The sequence below is a fragment of the Pseudomonas sp. ef1 genome, assembly GCF_007293365.2.
GTDB lineage: Bacteria > Pseudomonadota > Gammaproteobacteria > Pseudomonadales > Pseudomonadaceae > Aquipseudomonas > Aquipseudomonas siliginis.
In genome coordinates this window covers 2,097,637-2,111,015 of the sequence record NZ_CM129815.1, presented here as the reverse complement: position 1 = coordinate 2,111,015, position 13,379 = coordinate 2,097,637, and the positions used below count along the sequence as shown (strand labels likewise).

Sequence of the window (13,379 nt, the reverse complement as noted above, 5' to 3'; positions counted from 1 at the left end):
CACAGCATATCAGGGCTTGCGAAACAGCTCGCGACTGACAAGCGGGCGCCCGCCCAAATGCACCGCCAGCGCCTGGCGCATCAGACGCTTGGCCGCCGACAGCGCACCGGGCGCCGACCAGTCGGCTTCGGCCATGGCCAGCAGTTCAGTGCCGTTGAACAGGCCTGGCTGCAGCAGATACACCCTTTCGAGCCCGGCATCGACTTGCAGGCGATAGAGACCGTCAGCAGCGACGGGCTCACCGTGGATGTCAGTGTTCATCGAGAAGCCGTAGCCGAGATCATCCAGCAATCGCCATTCGAAGGAGCGCAGCAACGGTTCCAGTGGTCGACCTTCGGCCAGCGCCAGCAAGGTCGCGGCGTAATGATCGAACACCGCCGGATGCGGATCTTCGGCAGGCAACAGCCGAATCAACAGCTCGTTGAGATAGAGGCCGCTGAACAGCGCCTCGCCGTTGAGCCACGCAGAGGTGCCAGAACTCTCCATGCGCCCGACATTCTTCAGCTCGCCCTTGCCACGAAACTCGACCTCCAGCGCCACGAACGGCCGCGCCAGCGTCCCGGCCTTGCCCCGCGCACTGCGCAACACCGCCCGCAGCCGACCTTGCGGCGTGAGGAAATCGACCAGTGCGCTGGTTTCGCGATAGGCGCGCGAATGCAGGACATAGGCGGGTTGGGCGGGAGGCGGGTTTTGCGACATTGAGTTCTCGATGAAGAAACGCGGTTTTACATACAACCCAAAACCACTGTGGGAGCGAGCCTGCTCGCGAAAGCGGAGTGACAGTCAACATCAATGCTGAGTGTTACATCCTCTTCGCGAGCAGGCTCGCTCCCACAGTGAGTAGCGGTGTTTTCGAGATCGCTACTTACAGATCGCCATAACCCAGCGAACGCAGCGCGCGCTCGTCATCGGACCAGCCGCCCTTCACCTTGACCCACAGGTTGAGCATGATCTTGGAGTCGAACAGCAGCTCCATGTCCTTGCGCGCTTCGGTGCCAATGCGCTTGATGCGCTCGCCCTTGTCGCCAATGATGATTTTCTTCTGGCCGTCACGCTCGACGAGAATCAGCGCGTGGATGTGCAGGGTCTTGCCCTGCTGCTTGAATTCTTCGATTTCGACGGTGATCTGGTACGGCAGCTCGGCACCCATCTGGCGCATGATTTTCTCGCGCACCAGTTCGGCGGCAAGGAAACGGCTGCTGCGGTCGGTGATCTGGTCTTCCGGGAAGAAGTGATCATTCTCCGGCAAGTGATCGGCGATGACCTTTTCCAGCGCTTCGAGGTTGTGCCCGTGCTGCGCGGAAATCGGGATGATCTGGGCGTTTGGCAGCTGTTCCTGCAACCAGCTCAGGTGCGGCATCAGCTCGGCTTTGTCTTCGATGCGATCGGTCTTGTTCAGCGCGACGATCAGCGGGCCCGTCACGTATTGCACACGTTCGAGCACCATCTGGTCTTCGTCGGTCCACTTGGTGCGGTCGACGACGAAGATCACCACGTCGACGTCTTTCAACGCCGCCGAAGCGGTTTTGTTCATGTAACGGTTCAGGGCCTTTTCGCCACCCTTGTGCATGCCCGGGGTGTCGACGTAGATCGCCTGCACGTCGCCCTCGGTCTTGATGCCGAGCATGTTGTGGCGAGTAGTCTGCGGCTTGCGCGAGGTGATCGCGAGCTTCTGCCCGAGGATGTGGTTGAGCAGCGTCGACTTGCCGACGTTGGGACGGCCGACGATGGCAACGTAGCCACAGCGAGTTGCGTTTGTATCAGTCATTGCCATTCTCCACGCCCAGGGCAATCAGTGCTGCGGCGGCCGCTACCTGTTCGGCAATACGACGGCTCACACCCTGACCTCGGCTTTTTTCATTCAATAAGACCACTTCGCACTCGACGAAGAAGGTACGGCAGTGCGGTTCGCCCTGAATATCCACCACTTCGTAGCGTGGCAGTTCGCAACCGCGCGATTGCAGGTGTTCCTGCAAGCGGGTTTTCGGATCCTTATTGGTGTCGACCAGCGTCAGGCCTTCGAATTCGCCGGCCAGCCACGCCAGTACGCGCTCGCGGGCGACGTCCATGCCGGCATCGAGGTAGATCGCACCGATCAGAGCTTCGAGGGCATCGGCGAGAATCGATTCACGGCGGAAACCACCGCTCTTCAGTTCACCTGAACCCAGGCGCAGATAATCACCGAGGTCGAAACCGCGAGCCAGTACGGCCAGCGTCTCACCTTTTACCAGCCGTGCGCGCAAACGCGACAACTGACCTTCGCGGGCCAGCGGGAAGCGATCGAACAGCGCCTCGCCAGCGACGAAGTTGAGGATGGCATCACCGAGGAATTCCAGACGCTCGTTGTTGCGCCCGGCAAAACTGCGGTGCGTGAGGGCCAGCAGCATCAGCTCCTGATCCTTGAAGGTGTAACCGAGCTGGCGCTCGAGACGGCTTAGAGAAACGCTCACGGTTTACCCACGCTGAGTTCGTGGCTGGTTTCCACTGCCATCGCCGGGGTACGGCGCAGGCCTGGGACAATTAACGCTGTGTTCAAAAATTAGATCCTGGCGATTGCGAAGCCGATTGTGCCGGCTCCAGAAATGCATTCGGCGCTGTGGTCAACAGCGCCGTGTTTGATTACTTGATCAGGCCGACCCGCGAGAAATTCGGCAGGTGGCTGAGTTTCGGCTCTGGCCAGCTCATCCAGACCGCGAAGGCCTTGCCGACAATATTCTTGTCGGGAACCATGCCCAGCAGATCCTTGGGAATGTTCGGATCATCCCAGTAGCGGCTGTCGTTCGAATTGTCGCGGTTGTCGCCCATCATGAAGTAGTGCCCGGCAGGCACCGTCCACGAACGATCCAGAGTGGCGCGGTAACGGCTCATTTCCTTGCGGATCAGGTGCTCGGCTGCGCCGAGTTTTTCCTGATAGAGCTCCGCGCTGCCCAGCGAACCTGCTTCGGCGCCGGCCATCTTCTCGGCGATCGACTCACCGTTGACGAACAGACGCTTGTCGGCGGTGTAACGCACCGTGTCACCCGGCAGGCCCACCACACGCTTGATGTAGTTGACGTTCGGGTCGCTCGGGTAGCGGAACACCATCACATCGCCGCGCTGCGGGTCACCGACTTCGATGATCTTCTTGTCGATCACCGGCAGACGGATGCCGTAGGAAAACTTGTTCACCAGAATGAAGTCGCCGACATCCAGGGTCGGTTTCATCGAGCCGGACGGAATCTGGAACGGCTCCACCAGGAACGAACGCAGCACCAGCACGATGAACAGCACCGGAAAGAACGACTTGCCGTATTCAACCAGCAGCGGCTCTTTGTTCAGCTTCTCGACCACCACAGGCTCGGGTTGGCTGACACTGCCTTGATAAGAGGCAATGGCAGCCCGCCGACGCGGTGCCAGGAACAGCAGATCAATCAACGCCAACAGGCCGCAGACGAACACGGCGATGACCAGCAACAGCGGGAAATTTAGCGACATAGGACCTGATTATTCCAACCTGAGCACGGCGAGGAAGGCTTCCTGTGGAATTTCCACGTTGCCGACCTGTTTCATGCGTTTCTTACCGGCCTTCTGCTTCTCGAGCAGCTTCTTCTTACGACTGACGTCACCGCCGTAGCATTTGGCCAATACGTTCTTTCTGAGCGCCTTGACGGTTGTCCGGGCCACGATCTGACCACCGATGGCGGCCTGAATCGCCACGTCGAACATCTGACGAGGAATCAGTTCTTTCATCTTCTCGGTCAACTGGCGACCTTTGAAGTGCGAATTGTCACGGTGCACGATCAATGCCAGGGCATCGACCTTGTCGCCGTTGATCAGCACGTCCAGTTTCACCAGATTAGCCGATTGGTAACGATCGAAATGGTAGTCCAGCGAAGCATAGCCGCGGCTGGTGGATTTGAGACGGTCGAAGAAGTCCAGGACCACTTCGTTCATCGGCAGGTCGTAGGTCACTTGCACCTGATTGCCGAGGAACAGCATGTCGACCTGAACGCCGCGTTTCTCGATGCACAGGGTGATGACGTTGCCCAGGTGTTCCTGCGGCACGAGGATATTGGCGCGCACGATTGGCTCGCGCATGTCCTCGATCGCCGACACATCCGGAAGCTTCGACGGGTTGTCGACGTAAATCGTTTCACCGGTTTTCAGCACCAGCTCGAAAATTACTGTCGGCGCGGTGGTGATCAGGTCCAGGTCGTATTCGCGCTCGAGGCGCTCCTGGATGATTTCCATGTGCAGCATGCCGAGGAAGCCGCAACGGAAGCCAAAGCCGAGGGCGTCGGAGCTTTCCGGGGTGTACTGCAGCGACGAGTCGTTCAGGGTCAGCTTCTGCAGCGCTTCGCGGAAATCCTCGAAGTCGTCGGAACTGACCGGGAACAGACCGGCGTAAACCTGTGGCTGAATGCGTTTGAAGCCCGGCAGCACCGGCACATCAGGGGTGGAGCTCAGGGTCAGGGTGTCACCGACCGGCGCACCGTGAATGTCCTTGATGCTGGCGATGATGAAGCCCACTTCGCCGGCCTTCAGATCAACGGTGGCGGTGTGTTTCGGGTTGAACACGCCGACGCTGTCGACCAGGTGCACCTTGCCGGTGGACTTGACCAGAATCTTGTCGCCCTTCTTCACACGGCCGTGGCGCACGCGTACCAGGGAAACAACGCCCAGGTAGTTGTCGAACCAGGAGTCGATGATCAACGCTTGCAGCGGATCTTCGATGTTGCCGGTCGGCGCAGGGATGGTGTGCACCAGACGCTCGAGCACTTCGTCGACACCCAGGCCGGTCTTGGCGCTGCAGGTGACAGCGTCGGTAGCGTCGATGCCGATGATTTTCTCGATCTCGTCCTTGACGCGATCCGGCTCGGCCTGTGGCAGGTCGATCTTGTTCAGTACCGGCATGACCTCCAGGCCCTGCTCGATGGCGGTGTAGCAGTTGGCCACGGACTGGGCTTCTACGCCCTGCCCCGCATCGACCACCAGCAAGGCACCTTCGCACGCGGCCAGGGAACGGCTGACTTCGTAGGTGAAGTCGACGTGGCCCGGGGTGTCAATGAAGTTCAGCTGGTAGGTGATGCCGTCTTTGGCTTTGTAATAGAGGGTAACGCTGTGGGCCTTGATGGTGATCCCGCGTTCACGCTCAAGATCCATGGAATCCAGTACCTGGGCTTCCATTTCACGCTCGGCCAGGCCGCCGCACATCTGGATGAAACGGTCAGCCAGCGTCGACTTGCCATGGTCAATGTGGGCGATGATGGAGAAATTGCGGATATGACTCAAATCACTCACGGATCAACACTCAAAAAGGCTGCAGGCTTGGCCCGCCGAAAAATAGCCGGGAATTGTACCTGATACACGGCGCAAGCGTCACGTTCGCCTGTCACCCGGATCGCATGCAAAAACGCCCCGGTCTGGCGACCGAGGCGTTTTCAGGGGTCAAGCGCTGAATGAAAGCTTGTTCATCAGCCCGCGCGTCTAAGCAGCCAGACACCCGCCAGCGCACACACGCCGGCCGGCACCAGCACCGCAAATAGCGGCGAGAAACCGAACACCAGACTCGATGGCCCCAGCAGATCCTGGACGATGCGGAAGGTGAAGCCCACCAGCACACCGGTGAAGACCCGCTGACCAAGGGTCACCGAACGCAGCGGGCCGAAGATGAACGAGATCGCCATCAGCACCAGCGCGGCAGTCACCAGCGGCTGCAACACCTTGACCCAAAATGCCAGCCAGTAACGGCCGTTGCTCAGGCCCTGCTCGGCCAGATAGTGGATGTAGCCCCACAGACCGCTGATCGACAGCGATTCCGGCGCCATGACTACGGTGCTGAGCAGTTGCGGGCTCAACGCCACGTCCCACTCCTCGCTCGGGGCATTGACGACCTCAGTGCTGCGCTCGTGGAAGAGCGTGGTGGCAACGTCAGTGAGCTGCCACTTGCTGCCGTCAAACTCGGCCTTCTTGGCGAAGCTGGAGCTGAGCAGATGGCGCTCCTTGTCGAAGTGATAACGCGTCACGCCGTACAACAGACCGTTCGGTTGAACCGCGTTGATGTGGATGAATTCTTCACCCTGACGGTGCCACATACCGTGCTTGGCGCTTTGCGCATCGCCGCTGCCCTGGGCCAGCGAGCGATTGGCCTGGGCCATGCTTTCGGTGGCCGGGGCGACGTATTCGCCGATCAGCACGCCGGCGAGCATCAGCACCAGCATCGGCTTCATGACAGCCCAGACGATACGGCCGACCGACACGCCAGCAGCGCGCATGACCGTCAGCTCACTGCTGCTGGCCAGACTGCCGAGACCGATCAGGCAGCCGATCAATGCGGCCATCGGCAACATTTCATACAGCCGGCGCGGTGCGGTCAGCAATACAAAACCGAGCACGTCGACCAGGGTGTAGGTGTCGCTGACGTCGCCCATTTCATCGATGAAGGCAAACAGCGTCGCCAGGCCGAGGATGATCGCCAGCACGGCGATGATCGCCATGAACACGCTGCTGCCGATGTAGCGGTCGAGTTTAACCACGGGCCACCTCCAGCGCGGCGCTGCGACGGCTGGCCAGTTTCAGGCGCAGCGGCTCCCAATACAGCAGGCCAAGGCCGATCACCAGGAAGATCGCGTGCACCCACCACAAGCCGAGGGCCGGCGGGATCTTGCCTTTTTCAAGGGCGCCGCGAGCGGCAATCAGGATGGTCAGGTAAGCCATATAAAGAAGAATCGCCGGCAGCAGCTTGAGAAAACGCCCTTGGCGCGGATTCACCCGCGACAGCGGCACCGCCATCAGGGTCACGATGAACACCAGCAACGGCAGCGACATACGCCATTGCAGCTCGGTTTTCGAACGAATGTCGTCGCTGCCCCACAGGGACGAGGTCGGCATCGCGTCACGGTCGGTGACTTCTTCGCTGACGTCCGGCTTGGGCAGCAGCACGCCGTAGGTTTCGTAATGAATGGCGCGGTAATCGGCCTGTCCGGGGCTGCCGTCATAACGATAGCCGTTGTCGAGAATCAGGTAGCGATTGCCGTCGGGGCGGATTTCCTGACGGCCCGACTCGGCCACCAGCACGGAAATCCCGCGGTCCTTTTTATCGGCGCCGAGGTTCTTCTGCGAGATGAACACGCTGCCGAGATTGACGCGATCGTCGCTCAGGGTTTCGGTGTAGGTCACCCGAGTGCCATCACGCAGGGCCTGGAAGCGGCCCGGCTCGAGGGTATCGAACTCGGTCAGCGCGTCCTGCTTGTTCAGCAGCAGCTGAAACTGGTTGGCGCCCTGCGGAGCCAGACCGAGGCTCAGCCACGCCACCACCAGTGCCACCAGCGTCGCCGGAAACAGGGTCATGCGAAACAGCTTCTGCTGGCTCATGCCGGTAGCCGAGAGCACGGTCATTTCGCTTTCCAGGTACAGGCGACCGTAGGCCAGCAGGATCCCGAGGAACAGGCCCAGCGGCAGAATCAGTTGCAGGAAGCCCGGCAGACGAAAGCCCATGATCAGGAACAGCGAGCCCGGATCGAGCTGACCGGCCGCAGCCTGCGCCAGGTATTTGATGAAGCGACCGCTCATGATGATGACCAGCAGCACGGCACTTACGGCGCTAAGGGTCAACAGGACTTCGCGGGACAGATAACGGAAGACGATCAAACCAGACACTCCAGGGTTGTCAGGCTAAGGCGGCCAAACAAGCAAACACATCGACCGGCCCGCCATGCAGAGCGGTCGAAAAAAGATGCGGCATTATCCTGTGATTGGGTGCGCCTGTCACTGCGCACACTCATCCATCGCTGTAATCCTTTGCTGAGGGTTGTCAGGCGCGGGGAGCGAGGTTCAAACTGCGGCCCTTGTCGCAGGCTTTGGCCTGCGCCTCTTCTATCTATAAGCAGGCGACTGCGAACAGCGTCGAACGCCTGCGTGTTGACCATTCATTCAGGGATCCGGACATGGAACTGGTTGTAAAAAGCGTTAGCCCAGAAACGTTGAAAACCGCCACCCTGGTGGTTGCCGTCGGCGAAGGCCGCAAACTCGGTGTCGCCGCCAGACTGGTCGACGAGTCGAGCGGTGGCGCGATCAGCGCCGTGCTCAAGCGTGGCGACCTGGCCGGCAAGGTCGGTCAAAGCCTGCTGCTGCACAGCCTGCCGAACCTGAAAGCCGAGCGCGTGTTGCTGGTCGGCGTGGGCAAGGACGAGGAACTGGGCGACCGTCCGTTCCGCAAAATCGTTGCCGGCATCCTCAACACCCTCAAAGGTCTGGGCGGCGGCGATGCCGTGCTGGCGCTGGATGAAGTCATCGTCAAAGGTCGCGACAGCTACGGCAAGACCCGTCTGCTCGCAGAAACCCTGGTCGATGGCGGCTACAGCTTCGACCAGTTCAAGAGCCAGAAAGCCGAACCGCGCGCGCTGAAGAAAATCACCCTGCTGACCATCAAGGCTGCGCAAGCTGAAGTGCAGCGCGCCGTGAACCACGCCACCGCCATCGCCAACGGCATGGCCTTCACCCGCGATCTGGGCAACCTGCCACCGAACATCTGCCACCCGACCTTCATGGGCGAACAGGCCAAGAACCTGGGCAAAGAGTTCAAGGATCTGAAAGTCGAAGTGCTCGACGAGAAGAAGATCAAATCCCTCGGCATGGGCTCGTTCTACGCTGTGGGCCAGGGCAGCGCCCAGCCACCGCGCCTGATCGTCATGCAATACAACGGCGGCAAGAAATCCGAGAAGCCATACGCGCTGGTCGGCAAGGGCATCACCTTCGACACCGGCGGCATCAGCCTGAAGCCGGGCGCCGGCATGGACGAGATGAAGTACGACATGGGCGGCGCTGCCTCCGTGTTCGGGACCTTGCGTGCAGTGCTTGAGCTGAAACTGCCGATCAATCTGGTGTGCATCCTCGCCTGCGCCGAAAACATGCCGAGCGGCAACGCGACCCGTCCGGGCGACATCGTCACCACCATGAGCGGCCAGACCGTGGAAATCCTCAACACCGACGCCGAAGGCCGTCTGGTGCTGTGCGATGCGCTGACCTACGCCGAGCGCTTCAAGCCACAAGCGGTGATCGACATCGCCACCCTGACCGGTGCTTGCGTAGTGGCCCTGGGCGCACACACGTCCGGCCTGCTGGGCAACAACGACGAACTGATCGAGCAATTGCTCAGCGCCGGCAAGGCTGCCGACGACCGCGCCTGGCAACTGCCGCTGTTCGACGAGTATCAAGAGCAGCTGGACAGCCCGTTCGCCGACATCGCCAACATCGGCGGGCCGAAGGCCGGCACCATCACTGCAGCCTGCTTCCTGTCGCGCTTCACCAAGAACCTCAACTGGGCGCACCTGGACATCGCCGGCACGGCATGGACCAGCGGCGGCAAGGACAAAGGCGCCACTGGCCGTCCGGTTCCACTGCTGACCCAGTACCTGCTGGATCGCGCCAAGGCCTGAAACCGCTGAAAGGTGGCGTCACTCTCGGGTGACGCCACTTGCCGCTCTGGAACCGCAATGACCAAAGTCGACTTCTATATCCTGCCCAGCGCCGATCCTTCGGCGCGCCTGGATTTCGCCTGCAAGCTCACCGAGAAAGCCTGGCGCATGGGCCATCGCATCTACCTGCATTGCAGCGATGCGGCCCAACGTGAGGATCTCGATGCGCGGCTGTGGGCATTCAAGGGCGAAAGTTTCGTGCCTCACGGCCCTGCCGACAGCGAACCGGACGGTTTGATCGTGCTGGGACTGGGCGAAGACTGCGGGGAACATCAGGATCTGCTGGTCAATCTCGACCTGAAAGTCCCGGCCTTCGCCAGCAAATTTGCCCGCGTGGCGGAAGTGGTGGTGGAAGATCCGACCATCCGAGCGGCGGCGCGGGAGAGTTTCCGTTTCTACCGCGAACAGGGCTATTCTCTGCAAGACCACCGTTTACAGCGACTCTGAGCATTCCAATGGACACTCCGAAACCGCAACAGAAGTCCGCTCACCTGCTGGACGATCTTGAATCGATCCGCCAGTTGCTCGGCGATGACAACCTGCAACCGCCGCTCTTGACCGATACGGTCGATGACGGCGAACAGGAACAGATTCCGATGCTGTTCGATTCCGTCGGCAATCAGCCGGCGGCCGTCGAGCCGCCACCAGCGCCGCCGGCTGCCCCGGCTGCCGCACCGGTCGATAAAGGCCCGGATGCCTTGCTGCACCTGGACAGCGAACTGCGCGCCGCCGCGCAATTGATCATGCAAGACGTGATCGACGACTTCGCCCCGCACATCGAAACCGAAATCAAACGTCGCCTGGATGCGCGGATGGAGCGGCTGCTCGCCGCAGCTGCAAGCGGCAAGCTTTAAGCTGCAAGCCAAAGCCAAAGCAAATCCGCCGCGCTCCTCTTGAAGCTTGCAGCTTGTGGCTTGTGGCTGCCCCCACGGCTATACTTCCCGGCTTTTCCTGAATAAATGCCAATAGGGTCCCGCCGCGCATGGATAAGACCTACCAGCCGCACGCCATTGAAACTTCCTGGTACAAGACCTGGGAGTCCGAGAACTACTTCGCCCCGCAAGGCGCGGGCGAGTCCTACACCATCATGATCCCGCCGCCGAACGTCACCGGCAGCCTGCACATGGGTCACGGCTTCAACAACGCGATCATGGACGCCTTGATCCGTTTCCGCCGCATGCAGGGTCGCGACACCCTGTGGCAGCCGGGCACCGACCACGCCGGTATCGCCACGCAGATGCTGGTGGAGCGCCAACTCGAAGCCCAGGGCCAGAATCGTCACGATCTGGGCCGGGAAAAATTCCTCGAAAAAGTCTGGGAATGGAAAGATCAGTCCGGCGGCAACATCAGCCGGCAGATCCGTCGCCTCGGCTCGTCCGTCGACTGGAGCCGCGAGCGCTTCACCATGGACGATGGCCTCTCGGAAGCGGTCAAGGAAGCCTTCGTGCGTCTGCATGAAGACGGCCTGATCTATCGCGGCAAGCGTCTGGTCAACTGGGACACCAAACTGCACACGGCGATTTCCGACCTCGAAGTGGAAAACCACGAAGAGAAAGGTTTCCTGTGGAACCTGAAATACCCATTGGCCGACGGTGTAAAAACCGCCGAGGGCGATGACTTCCTGATCGTCGCCACCACCCGTCCGGAAACCATGCTCGGCGACTCCGCCGTCGCGGTTAACCCCAACGACGAGCGCTACAAAGCGCTGATCGGCAAATTCGTCGAGCTGCCACTGGTTGGCCGCCGCATCCCGATCATCGCCGACGATTACTGCGATCCTGAATTCGGCACCGGCTGCGTGAAAATCACCCCGGCCCACGATTTCAACGACTACGAAGTCGGCAAGCGCCACAACCTGCCGCTGCTGAACATCTTCGACAAGAACGCCAACGTGCTGCCTGCCGCTCAGGTGTTCAACCTCGACGGCACGCTGAACGAGAGCATCGACGGCAAGATTCCGGCCGAGTTCGCTGGCCTTGAGCGTTTCGAAGCGCGCAAGCAGATCGTCGCCGCGTTCGACGCCGCCGGCCTGCTGGTGAGTGTCAACGATCACAACCTGAAAACGCCGAAAGGCGATCGCTCCGGCACGGTCATCGAGCCGTGGCTGACCGACCAGTGGTACGTATCGACCAAGCCGCTGGCCGAGCCGGCGATTGCTGCCGTTGAAGACGGTCGCATCCAGTTCGTGCCCAAGCAGTACGAAAACATGTACTTCTCGTGGATGCGCGACATCCAGGACTGGTGCATCAGCCGTCAGCTGTGGTGGGGCCACCGGATTCCGGCCTGGTACGACGAGTCGGGCAAGGTCTACGTCGGTCGCGACGAAGCCGAAGTGCGTGCCAAGCACAACCTCGGCCCGGACGTTGCGCTGCAACAGGACAATGACGTACTCGACACCTGGTTCAGTTCCGGCCTGTGGACCTTCTCCACGCTGGGCTGGCCTGAGCAGACCGAGTTCCTGAAGAAATTCCACTCCACCGACGTGCTGGTCACCGGTTTCGACATCATTTTCTTCTGGGTTGCCCGGATGATCATGATGACCATGCACCTGATGAAGAACGAAGACGGCACGCCGCAGGTTCCGTTCAAGACTGTGTACGTACACGGTCTGGTACGCGACGGCCAAGGCCAGAAGATGTCCAAGTCCAAGGGCAACGTCCTTGACCCGCTGGACATCATCGACGGCATCGACCTGGAAACCCTGGTGCAGAAGCGCACTTCGGGCCTGATGCAACCGAAACTGGCGAAGAAGATCGAGAAAGCCACCCGCGAAGAATTCGCCAATGGCATCGAAAGCTACGGCACCGACGCCCTGCGCTTCACCTTCTGCTCGCTGGCCTCGACCGGTCGCGACATCAAGTTCGACATGGGTCGCGTCGAAGGCTATCGCAACTTCTGCAACAAGATCTGGAACGCCGCGCGTTACGTTCTGGACAAGGGCGAAGACTGCGGCCAGAACGGCGAAGCCTACGAGCTGTCGCTGGCTGATCGCTGGATCATCTCGCAGCTGCAACGCACCGAAGCCGAAGTGACCCGCCAACTGGATCAGTTCCGTTTCGACCTCGCCGCGCAAGCGCTGTACGAGTTCATCTGGAACCAATACTGCGACTGGTATCTGGAGCTGTCCAAGCCTGTGCTGTGGGACGAGAACGCGCCGGTCGAACGCCAGCGCGGCACTCGCCGGACGCTGGTGCGCGTGCTGGAAGTGGCGCTGCGTCTGGCGCATCCGTTCATGCCGTTCATCACTGAAGAAATCTGGCAGCGCATCGCGCCGCTGGCCGGTATTCAGGGCAAGACGATCATGCTGCAGCCTTGGCCGGTGGCCAACGAGGAGCGCATCGATCCGGCGGCAGAAAACGACATCGAATGGCTCAAGGAACTGATGCTCGGCACGCGCAACATTCGTGGCGAGATGAACATCGGCCCGGGCAAGCCACTGCCGATCTTCCTGAAGAACGTCAGCGCTGACGACCAGCGCCGCCTGACCGAGAACGAAGCGCTGCTGAAGAAGCTGGCGCGCCTGGAATCGATCACCGTACTCGCCGCTGGCGAAGAAGCACCGCTGTCCGCTACCGCACTGGTCGGCGAAATGGAAGTGCTGGTGCCGATGGCCGGTCTGATCGACAAGGGCGCCGAACTGGCGCGTCTGGACAAGGAAATCCTGCGTTTGCAGGGCGAAGTCCAGCGGGTTGGCGGCAAGCTGTCCAACGCCGGTTTCGTCGACAAGGCCCCGGCCGAAGTCATCGAGAAGGAACGCGCCAAACTGGCCGAGGCCGAACAGGCCCTGGGCAAACTGGCCGAGCAGCACGCGCGGATTGCCAGTCTGTAACGGCAAATCGCACTGAAAAAGGGAGGCCCAAGTGGCCTCCCTTTTTTATGCCCACCACACTCCCCTGTAGGAGCTGCCGAAGGCTGCGATCTTTT

Annotated in this window: 11 protein-coding genes; 4 read left to right on the top strand and 7 right to left on the bottom strand. The window is 60.8% G+C overall.

All coding sequences use genetic code 11. The features are described from left to right. Nucleotides 1-9 precede the first annotated feature (9 nt). From recO to lptF, 7 genes are all read right to left on the bottom strand, one after another. Nucleotides 10-699, bottom strand: coding sequence for a DNA repair protein RecO (gene recO / locus FEE99_RS09510; RefSeq protein WP_041479514.1), 690 nt, complete (start codon nucleotides 697-699; stop codon nucleotides 10-12). Between the two features lie 166 nt (nucleotides 700-865). After that, nucleotides 866-1,768: a GTPase Era gene (era, locus tag FEE99_RS09505; RefSeq protein ID WP_016771562.1), complete on the bottom strand. Its 903-nt coding sequence runs from the start codon at nucleotides 1,766-1,768 to the stop codon at nucleotides 866-868. Further along, nucleotides 1,761-2,450 carry a ribonuclease III gene (gene rnc, locus FEE99_RS09500; RefSeq protein WP_024011703.1) on the bottom strand — a complete coding sequence of 230 codons (690 nt, stop codon included), beginning with the start codon at nucleotides 2,448-2,450 and terminating at the stop codon, nucleotides 1,761-1,763. The genes era and rnc overlap by 8 nt, the downstream gene beginning before the upstream one ends. A gap of 169 nt (nucleotides 2,451-2,619) precedes the next feature. Continuing rightward, nucleotides 2,620-3,474, bottom strand: a complete 855-nt coding sequence (lepB, locus tag FEE99_RS09495; protein WP_041479513.1) for a signal peptidase I — start codon at nucleotides 3,472-3,474, stop codon at nucleotides 2,620-2,622. 9 nt (nucleotides 3,475-3,483) lie between these two features. Then, the gene (lepA, locus tag FEE99_RS09490) at nucleotides 3,484-5,280 is read right to left on the bottom strand and encodes a translation elongation factor 4 (RefSeq protein ID WP_016771564.1); all 1,797 of its coding nucleotides are present in this window, start codon (nucleotides 5,278-5,280) and stop codon (nucleotides 3,484-3,486) included. A 173-nt stretch (nucleotides 5,281-5,453) separates the two neighbouring features. Then, entirely contained in the window at nucleotides 5,454-6,515 is a 1,062-nt protein-coding gene (lptG, locus tag FEE99_RS09485) for an LPS export ABC transporter permease LptG (protein ID WP_041479512.1), read from the bottom strand. Further along, on the bottom strand, nucleotides 6,508-7,629 hold the full coding sequence (gene lptF, locus FEE99_RS09480; protein ID WP_016771566.1) for an LPS export ABC transporter permease LptF: 1,122 nt from the start codon (nucleotides 7,627-7,629) through the stop codon (nucleotides 6,508-6,510). The genes lptG and lptF overlap by 8 nt, the downstream gene beginning before the upstream one ends. Nucleotides 7,630-7,925: 296 nt before the next feature. On the opposite strand from lptF, the gene FEE99_RS09475 reads away from it, so the two are divergent. From FEE99_RS09475 to FEE99_RS09460, 4 genes are all read left to right on the top strand, one after another. Continuing rightward, on the top strand, nucleotides 7,926-9,416 hold the full coding sequence (locus tag FEE99_RS09475; protein WP_041479511.1) for a leucyl aminopeptidase: 1,491 nt from the start codon (nucleotides 7,926-7,928) through the stop codon (nucleotides 9,414-9,416). Between the two features lie 57 nt (nucleotides 9,417-9,473). Continuing rightward, the gene (locus FEE99_RS09470; RefSeq protein WP_041479510.1) at nucleotides 9,474-9,902 is read left to right on the top strand and encodes a DNA polymerase III subunit chi; all 429 of its coding nucleotides are present in this window, start codon (nucleotides 9,474-9,476) and stop codon (nucleotides 9,900-9,902) included. 8 nt (nucleotides 9,903-9,910) lie between these two features. After that, the gene (locus tag FEE99_RS09465; protein ID WP_041479509.1) at nucleotides 9,911-10,309 is read left to right on the top strand and encodes a hypothetical protein; all 399 of its coding nucleotides are present in this window, start codon (nucleotides 9,911-9,913) and stop codon (nucleotides 10,307-10,309) included. Nucleotides 10,310-10,437: 128 nt separating this feature from the next. After that, on the top strand, nucleotides 10,438-13,284 hold the full coding sequence (locus FEE99_RS09460; RefSeq protein WP_041479508.1) for a valine--tRNA ligase: 2,847 nt from the start codon (nucleotides 10,438-10,440) through the stop codon (nucleotides 13,282-13,284). Nucleotides 13,285-13,379 lie beyond the last annotated feature (95 nt).

Coding starts and splice junctions, on each gene's coding strand:
- recO (WP_041479514.1), bottom strand. CDS start 699: ATGTCGCAAAACCCGCCTCCCGCCCAACCCGCCTATGTCCTGCATTCG.
- era (WP_016771562.1), bottom strand. CDS start 1,768: ATGACTGATACAAACGCAACTCGCTGTGGCTACGTTGCCATCGTCGGC.
- lepB (WP_041479513.1), bottom strand. CDS start 3,474: ATGTCGCTAAATTTCCCGCTGTTGCTGGTCATCGCCGTGTTCGTCTGC.
- FEE99_RS09475 (WP_041479511.1), top strand. CDS start 7,926: ATGGAACTGGTTGTAAAAAGCGTTAGCCCAGAAACGTTGAAAACCGCC.
- FEE99_RS09470 (WP_041479510.1), top strand. CDS start 9,474: ATGACCAAAGTCGACTTCTATATCCTGCCCAGCGCCGATCCTTCGGCG.
- FEE99_RS09465 (WP_041479509.1), top strand. CDS start 9,911: ATGGACACTCCGAAACCGCAACAGAAGTCCGCTCACCTGCTGGACGAT.
- FEE99_RS09460 (WP_041479508.1), top strand. CDS start 10,438: ATGGATAAGACCTACCAGCCGCACGCCATTGAAACTTCCTGGTACAAG.